This is a genomic window from Streptococcus gingivalis (genome assembly GCF_035544715.1).
GTDB lineage: Bacteria > Bacillota > Bacilli > Lactobacillales > Streptococcaceae > Streptococcus > Streptococcus gingivalis.
Genome location: NZ_JAYKTO010000002.1, coordinates 21,937 through 44,965 on the forward strand (window position 1 = coordinate 21,937; position 23,029 = coordinate 44,965).

Consider the following 23,029-nt stretch of genomic DNA (forward strand, 5'->3'; position numbering starts at 1 on the left):
ATGTTCGTCTATTCGAGAACTTCTGCTCCCTCAGACGATATTGGTTGAATCGTGAAATAGTGGAAGGTAAACTCTTGCAAACCTGCACTGAGCAAGCGTACTTCATAGGCGTATGCTTGATCTGGATAGGTAAACGGCAAGCGACCTTCTGCGGTTACTCGACGGCCAACGACCTCTCCAAAGCGATCTTTGAAGACGATTTCTACCATAACGGTATGAGCCGGAGTCGCTTCCATCGTGATAACCAGTTCATAATCTTGCTCTCTTTTGAGCAGAGGCAGACTAGGAATTTGACGAGTTGCGCCAAAATTTGTCTGCGAATGCCAAGTTTTCAGCACTTGACCAGATGGCATGAGGGGGTTCTGAAACTGAACGCTTCCTTGGGCAGTCGCCTGAATGGTCGACCCCCAAAGATAATCTGCTAGAACAGTATCGCCCCAGTAGATTCGTCTGCTTTCATTTTCTTTTATTTTTATCATTGGTTTCTTCCAAAGTCTCTTTCCATGATTTCTTTGTACTGGGTCACAAACCACTCAATGATCGGACCACTCGCATCGTTGTGTCGACCAGCACGACTAGTGCTGATAATACGAACCGGCAATTCATACAAGGTCTCTAAAATATCTGGATAAGCCTGCTGGTCGTAGTCATCATCTCTCATATAGGCAAGGGCTAAAATCGTATCCTTGAAATCTGCCTGGTTAAACCGGTCCCAGAAGCGTTGATTGAGCTGACCGATCCCTTCTTGCGACACTTGACCAATGATCAACTGCATCATATCCAAGGACGTTCCAAACTCATCTGGGCGTTTAAATTTCAGGTTGGCAGCGACATCTCCCAGGTTGACAATGGGTTTTCCGACCAAGATCGCATGAGGAGAATAAAGAGCCCCATAGTAAAGGGCACCAAAGGTCCCCATGGACAAGCCAGAGAAATTCATATCTTTTGGCTCAAAGCCGAGCAAGTCCAAGTGCTGATCAATAAAAGCAGTGATTTGACTTTCCAATTCTTCTGAGCCCATATAGAAGGATCCACCTTCCAGTCTTGGGTCAGAAAAGAGAATAAAGGGACTCCCCATCGCACGCATCATCCCAAACCCTTCAAATCCTTCAGCCGGACGATACCCAGAAAAGTAAATGTTTAAAGGTGGCTTCAGATCGCCAGGATGGAAATAAGCAAAAATTTCTTGGCGTTTGTGGTCCCGTAGCGTCTTAGCTCCTACGGTCATCTCTCCTAAAGGACCATGTGACAAGCGCTTATGTAAGGCTCCGATCGTAAGCGTCCCTTCTCCTTTTGCTTCCAGCGAAAAGGCTAAGTAATAAGGTTCTGCTCCGTCCAATTCTAGTGGTTGCTCCATCTCTTCTTCTGAAAAGACTGCATCTTTGACCCACTCTCCCAGAGCACCAAAGCGGTAAAATTGAATCCGCAATTGCAGCTGACAGCTTGGATCTTTTTCATATTCCAACCAAAAATTGATGGGACGACTCGCATCATACACGTAGTTGTAGACCCACTGAGCAATCGGTGTAAACTCTTCACCGTATGATCCATCTAGCTTCAGAAAATGTTGCCCCAGCACCGTTTGCTGGCCAGCAAAATCCGGTCTCACTCGCAGGTCACGAACCGTAAAGGCATCTCCATATTGATTGTCGTATAAAAAGCGCTCTAAGACATAGAGAAATTGATGCTTATTTGAGAAATCCCAGGGTCTTGCTTGCTTGAGTCTTAAAAGGTGGGCCAATTCGTCAGAAGGCGCCTCTAGTTCATGGCTTTGATCATAAAAAACAGTATAAGGCTGAAAATAAGCCAGGTCTTCTCCTAAAGCTAATAAATCTTCTGGCTTTTCTAGAATCAAGGCTTTGAATTTGGAGATTTCCTCTTCTTCCATATATTCTTTGAGCGATGGAAGAGCGGTAGCTTGAAAAAAGTGCCAGCCTAGTCCAGCAGGAAGCTCCACCTGATCCTGCCAACTACTTGAGCCGATTTGGAGAATATGGGGTATTTGTAGTTTTTTATCCATGACGTTCTTTCATCCATCCTTCCCATTTCTCGATCAAGCGTTGACCGGTGTATTCTTGAATTTTTTCGATCGAGTAGACCAAGGCTTCGTTCCAAGGCTTCAATTCCAATAAGAAGTGCGTGATTGCCTTCTCTAATTCCTTGTCTCCCTTTGATAAGACATAGCCATTTTTCAAATGATCGACATATTCTGTCTGGACGCGGTTGACCTGTGGAATTCCAGCAGAGATCCCTGCAATCTGCGTATAGAGGTTGGGTTCCTCGCTTAAATCTACGATCAAGCGGGTTTTTTCCAACTCTTGAATAATGTCATTTTCATTTGAAAAATTCTTAACTACAAAGCGATAGTCCGGTGCGTCTTGTACAGACTCTTCATCGATGATCTGGTTTTCCCCAAGTCCTTCCATTTGGGCTGGTGATTGAACCAGATGCAAGTCCTGCTCGCTAGCGATCAATTCCTCGAGTTGCCCTTCTAATTCCTTAACACGCTCCGGTGATCCATTGTAAAATGCAAAAACAACTTCAAATAAAGGATGTTGCGCCAACACTTCTAGTACCTTCTTAAGCTGGCTCTTACTTGGAAGCTCGGCTTCGTTGACATAAAAGTAAATCTTTGATTCCTTGCGCTCCTGACTAGAGCCCAAACGAAGGCGGGAGTCAAAAGAGGTAATTCGGTGTGTCTTCTGAGCCAAGCTAGGAGAAAAGACCCCAATCGCTTCTTTGGTTTTTTCACTATCTGTAATCAAGAGTTGGGCATCAATCATATCAAAATAGAGGGCAAAGTTTTCGGCAGACAAGGGCTGACGATCCCCGTAGAAAGACAAGACTTTCTTGACACTACTTGCTGTATCTTGTAAAAAAGCCAAATTTGCTGGATGAGCTGCCAAAACCAACTGATCTCGTCCTGGAACCAAGGTTGCTAGCTGCTCCTTCATTTTTTCAGCGACAACGTCTCCCATATTGGCATAGCTTTCTTTTTTGAAGGCATGAAAGAAAGCTTCATTAACCATGACGGAGTGGTTCTCTTCGATCAACATCTCTCTCAAAACCCATTGCCCATCAAAACTCAGATACTCTTGGAAATAGGGTTTTCCCTCATTGTAGTAGATTCTACTAGAGATAAAGCCACGATCATCTAAGTACTCGATGTAGCTGATCTCGTCATTCTTATAACGGGTCAAAGAGAGAAGGTTTCCATCCACTCCCATATCAATTTTCGCTAGGTGGTGGCCCTTACGAAATGCCATTACCAAAAAGGGAGTGTAGGAAAAAGTGGTCTCACTTGGCCATTCGATGTCCTGAAGCTGGACTGGGCGCATAGTCAAATCAGACGGAACCTGTTGGATTTTATCAAAAATCGAGAGCACATCTGTCTCTAACAAATCTTGGCGGTGCAAAAAATAGCGCAGTTGCGGACTATACTGAGGCAACAATAAGATCCGATCCATTTCTGCTTCTTGAAAAATACGAACTTGATTAATGGTATCGTCAAATTCAATAGACTCTCGCATCCAGTACCAAGGGGTAGCTGTTTGCTGCCAGATGCGGTCCGTTCCATACCAGGCTGGTACAAAATAATACATGGTTACTCCTAGAATATTCTTGTATAACGTTGATTCACACGAAGGGCACGAATTTCTTCTCGGATATTGTAAATCATCCCGACAAACATGAGGAAGGTTCCTGGAATCATGGTCAAGCGCAAGAGATCTTTATCCCATAACAAGAGAGAAAAAGGAAGCGCCGTGAAGAGGATCAGATACAAGGTCCCAAAAACCGTCAAGCGTAGCACAATTTTATTGATATAGCGACGTGTATCTGCTCCAGGATAGACATGATCGATATACTCGGAAGCCTTCATCATCTTATCTGCAATTTCTTCTCCGTTCACATTGACAAAGGCAAAAGCAAAAGAGAGAAGGGCGATCATCAGAATGTAAAGAAGGATCCAAATCGGATCTCCCATCACCAAGTGTTTGGCTAAACGAGCAGCCCACTTGGCATTGGAATCCATTGACAAGATCAAGAGCATAGCATACTGAGGAATGGACACCAAGGTCATGGCATACATGAAGGGCATCCCTCCTGCCGGGTTAAGCTTGATATCCAAAAAAGTATAACTTTTCAAGTTGTTGTGGATCCCTAATTTATTGACAGGAATCTGGTACTTGGAATATTCCACCAAGACTGCCACATAGACAAAAATCAAGATGAAAATCACGCCCAGAACATAAGCGATTTCTGGGATATTATTAACATTTGAAAGGGTCTGCATCACGTCTTCTGGCAGGTACATAACCATCCCAGCCATCATGATCACAACAGAACTTCCAAGCCCCAAAGCGGCATTTAGATCGGAGAGCCAAACTAAAAAGAAGGCTCCGGCTACCATAATCATGGTATTGACCGCAATGACAAGCCCGGGGTTCAATCCTGTCTTCAAGGGGAGATACATGGCCACTGCCAAAGACTGGACAATAGCGAGCGCCAAGGTCACGTACATCTTTCGCCGCTCCACAATCTCCGTGCTGGTTTTTTCGAGGTTAAAGCGTTTTGAAACGGTAAACATCCGCCACAAAATCATGGAAGACATCCATGGGGATAGACCGATCGAAAAGATCGACATCCCACGGAGGTTTCCCCCCATCACAGCGCTTGAGAGCTGCAAGCCCGTTGTCGTTCCCTCGTTGAGTCTCAAGGCCTTTGATAAGTCAACAAAAGGCAGGGAAATTTTACTTCCCAAAACATAAATAAAGACGAAAAATATCGTCCAACAAAATCTCTTTCCTACTTCAGATTGTTTTAACATTTCTTTTAAACTTTCTCTTACTCATTTTGACTCTTCCACCAGGGAAACAGCCTTTAAATATGTGCCTTTAGAGCATTTTATCTCAACTTATTTTACCATAATTTGCGACTTTTCCAAACTCATTTGTCACTAATATTTGATAATATTTCAATTTCCCCATTTGGTACCGTATTCAACAAAAAATCCTTCAGATGTTTATCTGAAGAATCTTGTTTACTTGGATATTATTCTCCTAAAGCCATGATGGTATCGACAAATAATTTCTTCGTAAAATAGCCATTACGGATCAAATAAGAAGTATATTGAGCCTTTCGGACCATTTGGGCATACTCTTCTTCTGTACAGTCTTGGACCAAACGATTGGCTTCTTCAAGGCTGGAGGCTACAAAGCCGAGCCCTTTTTCTCGAATATAGTCTGCATTTGACAAATAGTCTGGCACTACTACCGGAAGACCTGCAGATAGATAAGTCGATAGTTTGTAGGAAATATTTTCTTTGTAGTAATCCCGCTCATCCTCAGGATTCTCAGAATTTCCCCAGACAAGCCCAAAACCACCCTTGGAAAGCTCGAGAAGCAACTCTTGCTTAGTCCGCCAGCCTTCCATATGGATCTTAGAATAATCGACTCCTTCAACTGGTTCGGTATAGACATGAAGGGGTGTCTCATATTTCCAATCGATGATATGTGGGAAACGTGAAGGATTTCCTGAGAAGATCAGTTTTTTCTCAAATTGCGGAGTGTAAAGATCCAAACTGTGGGTCAAATCCCACAACTTTTGGACCACATATTTTTTCACTGTGAGCCCTTCTGATACTAGACGATGGTACATTTGCTCTGACGGAACAACGACCAGATCACTCTGATTGTACATGTCGATATAGTTAGGCATTAGGTAATAATTGCTCTCAAACATGAGTGGTGGAACATCATGGATAAACATGACCAGCTTGGTTTGAAGGAGTTTTAACTTATCAACCAAACGGCGGTCCCACTCAATTCCATTCCAAGAAGGAGATTGAACGAAGACGATATCCCCAAAAGCAACGCCTGCTAAAATCCCATCCATTCGCGAGTTCAATTCACTAGCTGGTTCATTGCTATGATCATAAAAGTAGATCCCTAATTCATTGACCCCAAGCTCGCGAACGACATTCATAATATCGTTTTGTGCCATCAGAGCAACACTTTTTGAAGATTGCCCAAATAAATTTGTAAAATGGATTTTCATCTCTTTCCTCTGACTCTTCTTTTTTTGTCCCATATTTCCTGAAGATATGAAGGCAAACTGAGCTTTCACAAAGCAACCTTTTTCATACCCTTCAACGAAAACTTCCTCATTCATTATAACATATTTCACAACTTCTTAGACATTCTAGATCAATAAAAGACCGGTTCATTCCGGTCTTTTAAGGTTCTATTTGCCATCTTTTTTCCGGATTCCTAAAAGGGCTAATCCAGACAGAAGAATGGAAACTACCGTAGCAAGGATATTACTTGAAGGATGGGCTCCTGTCTCTGGAAGAGCAGGTCCTGAAGAATGCGTCGCACTTAGCGAGCTTGCATCTGATGGAGATTCTGAGTGAGAGGTTCTTGATGAAGACACGACAGACTCCGAAGGACTGGTCATAGCAGAGAAACTTGACGCATAAGACACACTGATCCATTCAGAAGCTTCATGCGATAGGGATTGACTCTCTGTCGATGATGCGCTCATAGATTCTGAGACACTCGTCAAAGGAAACTCAGACACTGGCATGGACGTTGAAGTAGATTCACTTGCAGAAAAAGTTGATTGGCTATAGGAGTCAGACTTCGATAGCGAGGCTGACGCTAGAGATTCTGAATGAGATGCCCATTGTGAAGCAGATAGACTCTCTGAAACTGATCGCGAGAACGATCCAGACTCTGAAACCTGCGATGCAGCTACGACATGAGAAGTTGAAGCTGATTCGCTTGTTGAGGCAGAAGCTTGAACTAACGAATCTGATTGACTTGAAGAAATCGAAGCTTGAACCAAGGATTCGGATTGACTTGCTGAAACGGATGCTTGAATCAGCGAGTCTGACTGACTGGCAGATACAGACTCCTGAACCAGGGAATCGGATTGACTGGCCGATACAGATGCTTGAGCCAACGAGTCTGATTGGCTGGCAGAAACTGATTCTTGTACCAGCGACTCTGATTGACTGGCTGAAATCGACCCTTGAACTAGCGAATCGGATTGACTCGCTGAAACGGAGTCCTGAATCAACGATTCGGACTGACTAGTAGAAACGGATGCTTGGGCCAAGGAGTCGGATTGAATTGTCGAAACGGATTCTTGTACTAACGAGTCTGATTGACTAGCTGAAATCGACTCTTGAACTAGTGATTCTGATTGGCTGGTCAATACAGATGCTTGAACCAACGAATCTGATTGGCTAGCAGATACTGAGACTTGAACCTGCGACTCTGATTGACTGGCCGATACAGACTCCCGAACCAATGATTCCGATTCACTCGCAGAAACTGACTCTCGCACCAACGATTCTGATTGACTCAATGATGTTGATTGCAAATCAGTCGATACTTGCGATTCCGACTGACTCATTGAATCAGAACGAGAAAAGGACATAGATTCTGTAATTTGAGACTTAGATTCGATATCAGAAGTAGATTGCGATTGACTTTCGGAAACTGATGCTTGAATCAAGGACTCAGATTGACTAGCTGAAATCGACTCTTGAACTAGCGAATCGGATTGACTCGCGGAAACTGATTCTTGAATCAGCGAGTCTGACTGACTGACAGATACTGATTCCTGAACCAATGACTCGGACTGACTTGCGGAAACGGATGCTTGAACTAACGAATCTGATTGGCTGGCAGATACTGACTCCTTAATCAATGACTCTGACTGACTTGCTGAAACCGACGATTGAACTAACGACTCTGACTGACTGGCTGAAACGGAGGCTTGAACCAAGGATTCTGACTGGCTTTCGGAAACGGAGGCTTGAACCAAGGATTCTGATTGGCTAGACGATACAGATGCCTGAACCAGCGAGTCTGATTGACTAGCAGAAACTGAGGCCTGTACCTGTGAATCCGATTGACTTGCAGAAACTGATTCTTTAACCAGTGACTCTGACTGACTTGCAGAAACTGATTCTTTAACCAGTGACTCTGACTGACTTGCAGAAACTGATTCTTTAACCAGTGACTCTGACTGACTTGCAGAAACTGATGCTTGAATCAACGACTCAGACTGGCTTGCTGAAACCGACGATTGAACCAAGGAGTCTGACTGACTGGCAGAAACGGATTCTTTAATCAATGACTCGGACTGACTGGCAGATACGGACGCTTGGACTAGAGCCTCCGATTGACTCGCAGAAACGGATTCTTGTACTAACGACTCGGACTGGCTAGCAGAGACTGAGGCCTGAACTAACGAATCGGACTGGCTAGCAGAGACCGAGGCTTGAACCAAAGATTCCGACTGACTTGCTGAAATCGATTCCTGAACCAACGAGTTGGATTCGCTTGTCGATACAGATTGTGACAAGGAAATCGAGGTTGAAACCTGTGAATCTGACTGAGTGACTGAGCTAGATGCTTGTGACAAGGAAACGGACTCACTGACCGAAACAGATTGAGAAGATGAAATGGATTCTGAAACTAGTGACTCTGAAGTTGAAATCGAGAAGTTTTGAGATTGTGAAGCAGATTCTGACGGTGTCATCTTCCGATAGTAATAATTCACACTCGTTAAGGGATATGAATCTACTATTTTTTTGATCGTTTGTTTGAAGTTGGAAAAACCATCTGCTCCTTGAGGTGTTGCATCTTCTCCAACGACCATGGTCGTATTTTTATCGAGGTAGGCCGATTTTGGAAGTTCCGTGAATGGTTTTGGAACAGTATATTCTATTCCTGTTTTTTCATCAGTGTAAGTAACTGTCTCCTTACTAGAGAACCAACCTGTAATATCCAACTCAAAATGTTGGTAATCTATTCGTCTTGGTGTGACATTCAGAAAATAGTCCTTGTTTTTACTTTCAACTTTACGAGTTCCACCTAAATCTGAAAGCTTATCCGTACTATCTTGTTTAAATTCTTTTTCATAAACAAGTGTATATACATCGGTTACCTGAGTATTGCCTACATCACCACTACTAACATCATGGATTTTAGAAGGATCTAAAACATAGTAGCGAAGAGAATAATCACCATTTTGATTAAGGGTGACAACTTCACTTTTAATGAAATGCTCACGCGCATCCCCTAATAGTTCAATTCTTGATTTCCCATTCTTACTATTATCGAACACCCCACTTTTACGATTCGGGAACACGGTGTGCGCTGGGACCTGTACATAACCAGGAAATTCGCGTGGATTGGAAGCTGTATAATGCTGGCCTTCCAATCCGTAGATTCTATACTCTAGTAAGGATCTTTCTTTCCCCGTTGGTTCATATTGCCCATTGAACCATCTACCATTCGGGTCCACTTCTCTATAGAAGGTCGATTGTTGTCCCATCATAGATGGAATTTTGATACTAGGATACGTCCTAATCAATTGCCCTTGATTCTCAGGCGTCATGACATCATAAATACTCCGGAATAAGAAAGCCTGTTCCGGAATAAAATTCGTCAACATTCCAAAAGTCCCATTACCTGTAGTAGGTTTCGAATTAAAAACCTTGTTCCCAAGGGGAGCCTGACCAATTAGTACTTCTTTTGGTAATTGAATATCTTGGCCATATCCTTCTGGAGATACAGTTTGTGAAAAAATTTCAGCCCCATCTGATTTCCGAACAATGCGGAAATAAACATCCATTGCCTTATGCTTTTCCGGGTCTATCTCACTGATATCAATCGACATGGTCGCATAGTAACCAAGTGACTCTCCTTGTTTATTCACAAAGTCCCAAATACCAAATGTATAACGATTGGTGTAGGGCTCACCTAAAAAATTTTTCAACTCTTCAGGCGAAAACCTTAAGAGATCTTTATCTAGATGAGGATCCTTAGCATATCCTGGTGTGTCAAGTGTAGGATCTTCTACACTCGCACCATTGGGATCTTCTGGGTTCGGGGTCATATCCAATACATCATCAGCCAAGTATGTTTCCTCAGCAATGGGAGCCAACTGAGCAGAGATCGCAGGTTTCCCATCTACATTTGTATTTCCCACAAAACCTGCAGCTGTCAAGGTCGTCATCATCTCATCGACAGCTTTCTCCAAACGATCGCGCTGGTCAGCATAAGCTTGCGCACTGGCATTGGTATGGATCAAGTTATTACTTGCAGCCACTTCGGCCTGCACTTTGTTAATGACCGCTTCGACCACTGCTCGACGCTCAGTGTCCGTCATTTTAGATGCATAGTTTCCTGCAATTTCTTTGAGCAATTCAGCTTCAGAAGTATTTTGTTCCAAAACAACAGCTTCTTCTAAACTAGTCGGCTCTTCAACAACTACCTCTGACTCTAGAGCTTGAGCAGACTCACTAAGTGCCGTTGATAATGCAGTTGATCCAACTTCGCTCAAGGACAAAGACGTAGATTCACTGATCGAAGCAGATGCACTCACAGATGTAGAAAAACTAGTCGATTCTGAAACAGAGATGGATTCTGAAGGCTGGCTTGAAGTTTTTGCTAAGACCACACTATCCACTTCTGCCAAGGTTTCCTCTTTTGTCTCAGAAACCGTTGGTGCAAGTGATGTTGCATCCTCCGCCTTAGTAGTCGTAGCAAGCACAGCACCACCAAAAACAGTCCCTACCGTAATCAAACCTTTTAAGAAGGCTTGGTTATTCTTTTGACTTTCTATTTGATCTTGCTGTACGTTGGCAATGATGGTCTCCTCCACTTGCCCACGCACCACGCGAAAGAGGCCTAGAGCAGCTGTTGATGCCCGAAGCCAATTTTTTCCTGATTTAATTAATTTGAAGCGTACGACACGATCTGTTTCACGAAAGTTTCCTTTTGAACGCTTAAATTGCATGATATTCCCCTTACATTGTTGTCATTATTAATTATACAGGAATACTACGTAGATTCAAGTAATTTGCTACAAAAAACTTATATATTATCGTTTAATTTTCAAATTTTTTTGTAACACATTAAAAACACTTCATTCTACTAGTAAAAAAGTGAATCTCCTATGAGATTCACTCGAAAAAAATGATATTTCCTACTAGATCATTTCCCCTTCTTTTTACGTCGGATAAGTCCAGCAATTCCAGCTAACCCTGTAACAACCCCAAGAAGAGCTGATGTTACAGATCCTGTTTCGCCAGTATTTGGAAGCACTACAGACTGGCTGTGTTTTTGTGATCCACTTGCTGATTCTGATGCAGACAATGACTCTGAATGAGAAATTGATTGGCTCATTGAGTTAGAGTATGAACCGCTACCAGATGTTGATCCTGATTGTGATTGACTCACTGAAACTGAAGTACTTACTGATGTTGAAGTTGATTCAGGTGCAGAGGTACTCAATGATGCTGACGCTGATGCAGAGACTGATGTCGAAACTGAAACCGAAGTAGAGACTGACTGGCTTTCAGATACTGAACTGCTCAACGATGCTGACAATGATTCAGATGTCGAGATTGATTCAGACGTTGATGCTGATTCAGAGGCTGACGCTGACTCGGACGTAGAAACGGATTCAGATACAGAAACCGATTCGGACGTTGACACTGATTCTGATGTTGAAACCGATTCAGACACTGACACTGATTCTGATGCTGATACCGATTCAGACGTTGACACTGACTCAGATGCAGATGCTGATTCGGACGTAGACGCCGACTCTGATGTCGAAACTGAAACTGAAGTAGATGCCGATTCTGATGCAGACACTGACTCAGAGGTAGAAACTGATACTGACTCGGACGCAGATGCTGACTCAGAGGTAGAAACTGACTCGGACGTTGATGCTGATTCATACGTTGAGACGGATTCTGAGGTTGATACCGATTCTGAGGTTGATACTGATTCTGAGGTTGATGCAGATTCAGATGTTGAGACTGATTCAGACGTTGAAACTGATTCCGAGGTTGACACCGATTCAGACGTTGATACAGACTCAGATGCTGATGCTGATGCCGATGTGCTCAATGATGCTGATTGGCTCACTGATACGCTTGCTGACTCAGATGCTGATGTGCTTAATGACGCTGATTGGCTTGCTGATACTGATGCTGATGTTGAAACTGACTCAGACGTTGAAACTGACTCGGACGTTGAGGCCGATTCAGATGTTGACACCGATTCGGAAGTCGACACTGATTCAGACGTTGAAACTGACTCGGATGTTGACAGCGATTCAGATGTAGATGCTGATTCAGAGGTTGATACTGATTGACTTACTGATGTTGAAGTGTATTCAGAGGCTGATTCTGATTGACTTACTGAAACTGATTCGGACGTTGAGACTGATTCAGACGTTGATACAGACTCGGATGTCGACACTGATTCAGATGTTGAAACCGATTCAGAGGTTGAAACCGATTCAGAGGTAGACACCAACTCGGATGCTGATACAGATTCTGAACTTGAAACTGACTCGGATGTCGACACTGATTCAGATACAGAAACCGACTCGGATGTCGATACCGATTCAGACGTTGATACAGACTCGGATGCCGACAATGACTCGGACGTAGACACCGATTCAGATGTTGACGCTGACTCTGATGTTGACGCTGACTCTGATGCTGACACTGACTCGGACGTAGACACCGATTCAGATGTTGACGCTGACTCTGATGTTGACGCTGACTCTGATGCTGACACTGACTCGGACGTAGACACTGATTCTGAGGTTGACGCTGACTCGGACGTTGATATTGATTCTGAGGTAGAAATCGATTCTGACGTAGACACCGACTCTGATGTCGATACTGACTCGGATGTTGACACCGACTCAGACGTTGAGACTGATTCTGAGGTTGATGCTGATTCAGACGTTGAAACTGACTCGGACGTAGACACCGATTCTGAAGTAGATACTGACTCAGAGGTTGAAATCGATTCAGACGTTGAGACTGATTCGGACGCTGAAACCGATTCGGATATTGACACCGATTCAGAAATTGAAACTGACTCGGACGTTGAGACGGATTCAGAAGCTGAAACCGACTCTGATGTTGATATAGACTCAGATGTAGAAACAGATCCTGACGCTGATAATGACTCTGATGTCGATACTGATTCGGACGCTGAAACTGACTCGGATGCTGACAATGACTCAGACGTAGACACCGACTCTGAAGTAGATACTGATTCGGATGTTGACACCGATTCAGATGTTGATACAGACTCGGATACTGAAATCGATTCGGACGTAGACACTGATTCGGATGTTGAGACTGATTCTGAAGTCGATACTGATTCAGACGTTGATATAGACTCAGATGTAGAAACAGATTCTGAGGCTGAGACTGACTCGGATGTAGACACTGATTCTGAGGTAGAAATCGATTCAGACGTTGATACTGATTCAGAGGCTGATACGGATTCTGATTCTGATTCAGACGTTGAAACTGACTCTGATGTTGACGCCGACTCGGATGTAGACACCGATTCAGATGTTGAAACTGACTCGGATGTAGACACCGATTCTGAAGTCGATACTGACTCGGATGTCGACACTGATTCTGACGCTGATTCAGATGTTGACGCTGACTCGGATGTTGAGACCGATTCAGATGTCGACACGGACTCAGACGTTGAAACCGATTCAGATGTCGACACGGACTCAGACGTTGAAACCGATTCTGAAGTAGAGACTGACTCTGAGGTTGATACCGATTCTGAAGTAGATACTGACTCTGAGGTTGACACCGATTCAGATGTCGACACGGACTCAGACATTGAAACCGATTCAGATGTCGACACGGACTCAGACGTTGACACTGACTCAGATGTTGAAACTGACTCGGATATCGACACTGATTCAGACGTTGAGACCGATTCTGAAGTAGATACTGACTCTGAGGTTGATACCGATTCTGAAGTAGATACTGACTCTGAGGTTGACGCCGATTCAGATGTTGACGCTGACTCGGATGTTGATACCGATTCAGATGTCGACACGGACTCAGACGTTGAAACCGATTCAGATGTCGACACGGACTCAGATGTTGAAACCGATTCTGAAGTAGAGACTGACTCTGAGGTTGATACCGATTCAGATGTCGACACGGACTCAGACATTGAAACCGATTCAGATGTCGACACGGACTCAGACATTGAAACCGATTCAGATGTCGACACGGACTCCGACGTTGACACTGACTCAGATGTTGAAACTGACTCGGATATCGACACTGATTCAGATGTTGACGCTGACTCGGATGTTGATATAGACTCAGATGTAGACACTGACTCAGATATTGAAACTGACTCAGATATTGAAACTGACTCAGATGTTGACACCGATTCTGACGCTGACAATGACTCAGATACAGAAACCGACTCAGATGTCGACACTGATTCTGAGGTTGAAACAGATGCTGACACTGACTCGGATGTCGACACCGATTCAGAACTTGAAACTGATTCAGACGTTGAAACTGACTCGGATGCTGACACTGACTCGGATGTCGACACTGATTCTGAGGTTGAAACAGATGCTGACACTGACTCGGATGTCGATGCTGATTCAGACGCTGAGACTGATTCAGATACAGAAACTGACTCTGATGCTGACACTGACTCGGACGTTGAAACAGATTCGGACGTTGACACTGACTCACTCAGGGATACTGATGCAGACTCAGACTGCGATTGACTCACTGATTTTGAAGCCGACTCACGAGTAGATTGACTTAGTGACTCCGATACTGACTGTGAAACCAATGCTGAAGCAGACTGACTCACTGAAACAAAGGCGCTCATTGAAGCGGATGTCGATCTTGAGATAGACTGGCTAACCACTTTGGATGCACTCGCTGATACCGAAGCAGACTGCAAGGCACTGACACTTGCAGAAACTGATTCCGAAACCTTCACAGATTCAGATTTTCTTGCCGATACAGATTGACTCGTTGAAGCGGATTGAGATTGAGAAATCTCCTTGCTCAATGATTGACTGCGAGATAGACTAGCTTGAGCGGATACACTTGCCGACGCTGATTGGCTTAGTGAAGCCGACAAACTTCGCGAACGAACCGAGCTCAGTGATTGGCTCAATGAAACACTCTGCTGTGTCGATACGCTCTGTGATTGCTTCGTACTTAAAGACTGACTAATCGATTGCGAATTCTTCGTAGATGCACTCTGACTGTTTGAGACAGACTGACTATGATCGCTATCTGACAATTTCACAGCTACGACATTGGTCGTACTATCTTTATAAGTAATGGTGACTGTACCATCACTATTAACCGTATAGGCCTTAATGCGGTTAGCCACCTCTGGATTAACAGCCGACACAGCTGCAATCACCTTGCTCTTATCTGCATCTGTCAATGCAGTTAGACTCGTCACCTGAATAGTGCTTGTCGGCGCCACACCTGGCGTACGATCAGCGAGACGCCCCTGGGTAATCCGAATCTCACCCAAACCGTTTGGACGGTTCATATTGGAGGCATTGTCAATAGCCGCGACGTTGCGTTGCCATGTATTTCGGTAGGTATGGTAAAGATCATCCTTCAAATGAATGGTCGTTGTGATGGTTGCAGGGTTTGCACTGGTAGCCGTAATATCTCCCGTGATAGGAGCAATATCACCTGTCCCATACTGGCTACTACCAAAGAAATTGCCGTTCAAGGCATTGTCGTTCAAATCTGCTCGTGCAACGACTTTCATTTCTTTCAACTTGCCACTGTCATCAGTAGCTGTAAAAGTCACAACTGCATCATCACCAGCATAAATGGTATAATTCTTCCCACCACCCTCAAGAGGGGTTGATTTCGGTTCCACACCATTGACAGTTAACTTAGCCGTCACTTCAGGACGTGTGGCATCTGTTACAGCAACCATATTACTGGCATCAGAATAAACCGCGTGATCACCATACATGATCCGTGCTTTAGCTGTTACTCCACCCGTCTGTAAGGGAACATTCGGTGTTACGATCGCTTGTCCAGACGCATCCGCCACTGCTGTTCCGATTTCATCATCATTATTGTACAAAACAACAGCAGACCCTGGCTCAGCCCCCGTCACCGTTACAGGTGTCTGAGTATAGGCTTTCTCTAGTAAGCGAGTCTCAACCATCGGTGCTGCTAGGCGCTTAACAGGAGCAGTCACATCATTTGTGGTGTTATCTTTATAAGTAATAGTCACCACACCAGATGATGAAACCGAATAAGATTTAAAGTCCTTTGAAGTGGCAATATTGGGGTTAGCAGTCTTAAACGCTTCCCAAATCTTCTCTTTTTCAGCCTGGGCCAAGTTAGTAGTATCATTGACAAAAGTCGCTGTCGTCACAGCCGTAATCGGGTTTCGAATGCCATCATTTTGTGGCAAAACCTGAATACGAAGCGTACGTGTCACTGACTGCTTAGCCGTATTAGTCACTACAAAAGAAAGATTATAAATGTTCCCAGGCGTTACGACCTCTGTCTGCCCAACAGTCCCCACGATATTAAAAACAGCTGCACTATTTTTCAAGGCCGATGTTTGCGGAACATAAATGCCATTCACACGATCGCTACCAGAAGCGTAGCCAATGCTCTTAATATTATTTCGTGTAGGATTGGTTTCAACAACATTATAAACCTGATTGATGTAATCAGAGTTATACACAGAAATCAAGGCATTGTTGGCAGGACCTGAATTATATTGAGGCGCACGGAGGCTCGTATCTGTGTCAATACGGTTCCCATTTCGAGGGTCGCGCTGACCAGATGTCGCGCGCAGCACCGCGTTGGCCAAGCGATTGCGAGCAATCTTTGCTTGGCTTTCCACGGCATCGATTTGAATTGCCGGATTAGACAAGCCAGTTCGAATAGCCTCTAAGGCCAGATCTCCATTCTCAATTGCAGATGCGGTCCCCGGGATTTCCAAAGCTCGCGCTCGATAGGTGTATAAATCCAAAGCCAAAGTTTGCAGACGCTTCACATGGTCTTCCGAGCGAGTGGTCTGAGTCGTTGCTTCTTTCTCACTCGTTTCAGGAGTAGCCCTGTGAATTGAATCGTCCTCTGAGAGACTGCTACTAGCAAATTCTGATGTGGACTGACTCGCTGAATGACTAACAACATGTGATTCGCTCAAAGAAACCGACTGAGATAAAGAAAGGCTGTCACTAGCCGACTCTGAAAATGAGATAGATTCACTGATAGATTGACTGGCTGATACAGAATCTGTGATAGAGGTCGTCCCCAAGACAAGACTATCCGAACCCGCTACACCGGTCGATGGGCTGATTTCAGACCCAACAGTCGCATTCATCTCATTTTCCTCAGCAAATACTGGATTGGCAACGGTTGTCGCTCCAGCAAGAGCTCCTAGCACAACCATCCCTTTGACCAGATCTTTAGGCATAGAAGATGATGATGCTTCATATTGAACCACGATATTTTCATCCACACCACCTCGCATGACACGAAATAGGCCTAACCGAGATACAGATGCCCGTACCCAATTCTTTCCTGATTTGATTAATTTATAACGCGTGATTCGCTCCGTTTCACGAAAATCACCCTTCGAACGTTTAAAAAACATGTTCGCTCCTTAAATTTAGATATCGAGTTATTATACACTAATTTTCCCCAAAAGTAACTAATTAAGACTAGTTTTTAACATAAAAAACAGCACACAAAAAGAGAACCCGGAGGTTCTCTTTTTGGATCCTTTTTCATTTCCCACATACCTGAAATGACCGAATCAAATTAGGATAGAAGATTATTTTTCATCTTCTTTTTTGCGGCTTCCAAGTGCTGCAACCCCTGCAACCCCTGCAACTGCTCCAAGAAGAGCTGAAGCTACAGATCCTGTTTCACCAGTATTTGGAAGTTGTTCAAGAGCTGGAGCTGGTTTAGCTGGTTGCTCAGGAACTGGGTTCACTGGTGTATTAGGTGTTGGATCTACCGGTGTGTTTGGTGTTGGATCCATTGGTTTATTAGGTGTTGGATCTACCGGAGTATTTGGTGTTGGAGTTGGTGGCACTGGAGTGTTTGGTGTTGGAACGTTTGGAGTCTTCACAAGTTTGTAAACATAAGTAACGTTCTTATCACCTTCGATAACTTTACCAGTTGTTGGGTCAGTTGTTGTCAAGTGACCTTCACCGTCAACCTTACCTACTGGGTAGTTACCTTGTGGTACCAATTCATAGACTTTACCATCTGCAGTTGTGATTGTCTTAGGACGGTTATCCACTACTGTATCGTAGTCTTTACCTACTGGTTGGTCTTTTTCATCCACTACTGAAGTCTTGATAGTGTTACCATTTTCATCTACATAGTGTACGTATACGCTACCCTTAGGTTGAGTTGGCTCTTCTTTCACTTCTTTGTAAACGTAAGTGATGATTGAACGTGGTTTATCAACTTTACCTTTAATTGGATCAGATGATTCCAAGTGTCCATCGCCATCAACTTTACCTACTGGGTAGTCACCTTTCGGCACGATCTTGTAAGTCTTACCGTCTGGAGTCTTGATAGTGTTAGGTTTTTCACCTTCCTCAGTTGTGTTATATGGTGTGTCATATGGTGAGTTTGGTGTGTCTTGACGAGGTTTTTGAATTTCTTTACCATTTTCGTCTACGTAAGTGATGATTACGTCACCTTCTTTAGGTTTCGTTGGATCTTCTTTAACCTCTTTATAAACATAAGTAATCTTAGAAACTGGTTTTTCTACTTTACCTTTGATTGGATCAGAAGTTTCAAGATGTCCTTCACTATCAACTTTACCTACCGGATAATCACCAGCCGGTACACGTTCGTATTTCTTACCTTCAAACTCAATGTACTTAGGTTGTTCATCGTTCTCAGTAGTGTCATAAGGCGTGTTGTAGTCTGACTTAGGAGTATCTTGACGTTGGACTTTAATTTCCTTACCATCATTCTCACGGATATAAGTAATAATAACTTCACCTTGAGGTTTTTCACTTTCAGAATTTGATGAAGAGTTAGATGCTGATTGTGATACAGATGTAGAAAGTGATGTTGAAGCTGATGTGCTCAATGATGCTGATTGACTTGCAGATACGCTTGCTGATTCAGATGCTGATGTGCTCAATGATGCTGATTGGCTCGCTGATACAGAAGCTGATGCTGAAGCCGATGTGCTCAATGACGCTGATTGGCTCGCTGATACTGATGCTGATTCAGACGCTGATGTACTCAATGACGCTGATTGGCTCGCTGATACTGATGCTGATTCAGACGCTGATGTACTCAATGACGCTGATTGGCTTGCTGAAGTAGATGCTGATGCTGAAGCCGATGTGCTCAATGATGCTGATTGGCTCGCAGATACTGATGCTGACTCAGACGCTGATGCGCTCAATGACGCTGATACTGATTCAGATGCAGATGCTGATTCAGATGCTGATACTGATGCTGATGTGCTCAATGACGCTGATTGACTAGCTGATACAGAAGCTGATGCTGAAGCCGATGTGCTCAATGATGCTGATTGACTAGCTGATACAGAAGCTGATGCTGAAGCCGATGTGCTCAATGACGCTGATTGGCTCGCTGAAGTTGATGCTGATGCTGAAGCCGATGTGCTCAATGATGCTGATTGACTTGCTGAAGTTGATGCTGATGCTGAAGCTGATGTGCTCAACGATGCTGACTCAGATGCCGATACTGACGCTGATTCTGATGCTGATTGGCTTGCTGATTCTTGCGCAGACGTGCTCAACGACGATGACTCAGATGCTGATACCGATGCTGATTCCTGTACTGATTCAGACAATGATGTAGAAGCTTGTTCTGATATAGACTGTGAGTTAGATACAACTTCTGATAATGATTGTGAAGCTGATTCTGATGCTGAACCTGAATCTGATTGAGATTCGTCTTTCAACTTATAGATATAAGTAACATTCTTCTCACCTGAAGCCACTTTACCAGTCGTATCATCATCACCTGTCCAGTGACCTTGGCTGTCAACTTGACCTACTGGGTAATTACCAGCTTCTACAAGTTCGTAAGTTTTACCTTCAAATTTAATTTCTTTAGGACGATTATCTACTACAGTATCATAATCCTTATCAAGTGGTTGATCTTGCTCATCAATAACAGATCCCATGATCGTATTTCCGTTAATATCTTTATAATGAACAAAGACACTTCCAACTTCTTCATAAACGTAAGTAATGGTTGATTTTGGTTTGTCAACTTTACCAGTAATAGGGTCTGAAGACTTCAAATGACCGTTTTCATCAACATCTCCTACTGGGTAATCACCTTTAGGAACAATTTTATATGTCTTACCATCAGTTGTCTTGATGATATTTGGCTTTTCACCTTTTTCAGTTGTATCATATGGTGTATCATATGGAGATTTAGGTGTATCTTGACGAGATTTTTGGATTTCGTTACCTTTCGTATCTACATAAGTGATAACAACTTCACCTTCTTTTGGTGTTTCTTTCACTTTATAGATATAGGTTACATTCTGATCTTCTTTAGCAACTGAACCTTTAATTGGATCTGAAGTTGTAAGGTGACCATCTGAGTCAACTTGGCCAACAGTATATGTACCTGCTGGTACCAACTCGTAAGTTTTACCATTGTACTCAATTGTATCTGGACGGTTATCTACTACTGTGTCATATGCTTTGTTAATAGGTTGTTTATCTTCATCTGTTACTGAAGCTTTAATCGTTGTTCCTTCAGTATCTTTATAGTGAACGTAAACACTTCCTTTTTCATCTGACTTAACAAAGTAATAGTTCACATCAGTCGATGGTTTAATCGCAGTTGGAATTGAGTAGTTGTTTGAGAATGAAGAGTAACCTTTCAACTCTGTATAAGTAATGCTTCCATCTGGTTGAGTTACCTTAGATTTTGCAACAATATCAGCATTACGTCCTGCGATCAAGTTCCAATCGTTGTTTCCTTTACCAGCAGGAGTCAATGAAGGATCTGGAGCACCTGTAAATGGTTTGTCAAATGCTTCAGTAACCTTGGTTTCGTCATGAGTTAGATTAACTTTCTCAGTATTAGACTGCCAACCAGTAATAACGAGCGATTTGCTTCCGGCAGTTTCAGTGACATCAATATGATAGTCACCGTTTTTGCTGTTTACTTTTGTAACTTTAGACTCATCAGCCTTCCACTCTTCCCCAGCTTTGTTAACTTTACTTGTATAGATGAGTGTGTACTTAGATACATCTTCAGTACCAATATCTGATGTAGCAAAATTGTTAACCTGTGATGGATCAAGGGCGTAGAATTTCGTTACAGTTGAGCCATTTGTATCCACGATTTCAGAAATACGTTTCACATAATAGTGGTTGGCTCCACCTTGAAGTTCGACAAGTTTTTGTCCAACGACACCCTTACCAAGGATACCAGATGTTTTTTGAGTTGTATCTGTTGTTGCTGGAACTTGTTCATACCCCTCAATATTACGGTTTCCTGAAGCTGTGAATTGTTGACCTGCAAGACCTGTTTGCGTATAGCTTGCAAGGACTGTTTCATTTCCAGTTGGTGTATAAGTTTGTCCTTTTGTGTACTTGCTGCTATCAACAACTTTATAGTAAGTAGTTTGATCAGCTTTCGCATAAGGAACAGAAGTTTGAACATTTGGTTTATCTTCATTTTCGTTACCTGGGTAGTTGGTATCACGAATTTGAAGTGTTTCATACTCAAGGTTATCGTTTACCAATGAGAAGGTTACGTTACCTGGATCAGTTCCGTTAGCACCTGTATAAGTCAAAGTATTTGTTACATCAGAGTTATTGTTTGTGATGTAGTTTGGAAGAGAGATATTGCTTTCACCAGCATGAATAGTACGTGTGTAAGCTTCTGAACCATCCGATTTCTTCACAATACGTAAGTAAACATCTGGGTTAGCTGAAAGGCTACCAGTGATGGCAGAACGGTCTACTGAAAGAGTAGCATAGTAATCAAAGTTGGTTTTAGCACCAGTAGTATGGTTTGTTTTAAGGAATTGCCATACACCAAAAGTGAAGCGATCAGCGTTTGGATCCAAAGCATAACCAGATTTATTGAAGGCTGCATCTTCAATCGTTGCACCATTTGCATTTGTAATAACTGGTGTAGTATCTACACTACCAGTAGTGCTTGTTGAGATTGGAGCCAACTGTGCTGAAATGGCTGGAGCACCATTCACTGTTGTGTTGCCAGTAAAGCCTGTTGCAGTCAAGGTTGCCATCATGTCATCTACTGACTTGCTCAAGCGTTCGCGTTGGTCTGCGTATGCTTGCGCTGATGCATTTGCGTTGATCAAGCTGTTGCTTGCTGTCAATTCAGTTTGAACTTTAGAAATGGCCGCATCAAGTGCTGCTTTCTTCTCTGGAGCTGATACAGTTGTTGAGTAGTCTCCTGCAATCTTGTTCAACAATGCTGCTTCTGAAGTGTTTTGTTCCAAAACAACTTTATCTTCAGCTTTCGCTACTGTTGTAGTGCTTTCTACACTTGCTTCAGAGCCAGCTGCTACAGTTGATTCGCTTGAAGCTGCTGAAAGTTCTGCTGAACCTTGTTCGCTCAATGAAGCTGAGTGAGATACAGATACGCTTGTAGAGGTTGAAGCACTTGCAGATGCAGAAGCGCTAGCTGATTCTGTTGTTGACTCAGTTGTTGATTCAGACTGAGATTCTGTTGTTGAAGTTGTACCAAGTACTGTACTTCCTTGTTCTACAAGAGCTTCACTTGAAAGCTCAGATGCAGTCGCAACGTCTGATCCTGTCTCATCTGCTTTGGCAGTATTCGCTACTGTAGCTGCACCAAGAACAGCCCCTGCTGCTACGATCCCTTTGAGCAAGCCACGGCTTGTCATTTCTTTCACTGATACTGCGTCTTCACGCACTTCAGCTACAACAGTCTCTTCGACTTGACCACGAATGACTTTCAAAAGACCAAAGTTAGAAGTCGCAGCACGCAACCAGTTTTTACCTGATTTGATCAATTTGAAACGAGTCACACGATCTGTTTCACGGAATTCACCGTTCGAACGTTTAAAAAACATTTCTGTCTCCTTATTACATTTTTTATTTCCCTAACATTATAGACTAATCTGTCGATTTTTGGAAGCAATTATCCTTAATTATTGCTATTTTT

The 23,029-nt window shown here is 43.3% G+C and carries 8 protein-coding genes; all 8 read right to left on the reverse strand.

All coding sequences use genetic code 11. The features are described from left to right. Positions 1-8: 8 nt before the first annotated feature. A complete protein-coding gene (gene asp3, locus SM122_RS06555; protein ID WP_023919257.1) occupies positions 9-479 on the reverse strand; it encodes an accessory Sec system protein Asp3 in 471 nt (156 codons plus the stop codon). Beyond that, on the reverse strand, positions 476-2,020 hold the full coding sequence (gene asp2 / locus SM122_RS06560; protein ID WP_155170298.1) for an accessory Sec system protein Asp2: 1,545 nt from the start codon (positions 2,018-2,020) through the stop codon (positions 476-478). The genes asp3 and asp2 overlap by 4 nt, the downstream gene beginning before the upstream one ends. After that, positions 2,013-3,602 carry an accessory Sec system protein Asp1 gene (gene asp1, locus SM122_RS06565; protein WP_155170300.1) on the reverse strand — a complete coding sequence of 530 codons (1,590 nt, stop codon included), beginning with the start codon at positions 3,600-3,602 and terminating at the stop codon, positions 2,013-2,015. Before asp1 ends, asp2 begins: the two co-directional genes overlap by 8 nt. 8 nt (positions 3,603-3,610) lie before the next feature. Beyond that, positions 3,611-4,828 (reverse strand): accessory Sec system protein translocase subunit SecY2, encoded by a 1,218-nt coding sequence (gene secY2, locus SM122_RS06570; RefSeq protein ID WP_155170302.1) that lies wholly within the window; start codon positions 4,826-4,828, stop codon positions 3,611-3,613. A gap of 224 nt (positions 4,829-5,052) precedes the next feature. Next, positions 5,053-6,057, reverse strand: a complete 1,005-nt coding sequence (locus tag SM122_RS06575) for a sugar transferase (protein WP_070665694.1) — start codon at positions 6,055-6,057, stop codon at positions 5,053-5,055. Positions 6,058-6,243: 186 nt separating this feature from the next. Continuing rightward, positions 6,244-10,818 (reverse strand): accessory Sec-dependent serine-rich glycoprotein adhesin, encoded by a 4,575-nt coding sequence (locus SM122_RS06580; RefSeq protein WP_324737907.1) that lies wholly within the window; start codon positions 10,816-10,818, stop codon positions 6,244-6,246. Between the two features lie 197 nt (positions 10,819-11,015). Next, positions 11,016-17,495, reverse strand: coding sequence for an accessory Sec-dependent serine-rich glycoprotein adhesin (locus SM122_RS06585; RefSeq protein WP_324737908.1), 6,480 nt, complete (start codon positions 17,493-17,495; stop codon positions 11,016-11,018). Positions 17,496-17,675: 180 nt separating this feature from the next. After that, positions 17,676-22,937 carry an accessory Sec-dependent serine-rich glycoprotein adhesin gene (locus SM122_RS06590; protein WP_195327010.1) on the reverse strand — a complete coding sequence of 1,754 codons (5,262 nt, stop codon included), beginning with the start codon at positions 22,935-22,937 and terminating at the stop codon, positions 17,676-17,678. Positions 22,938-23,029 lie beyond the last annotated feature (92 nt).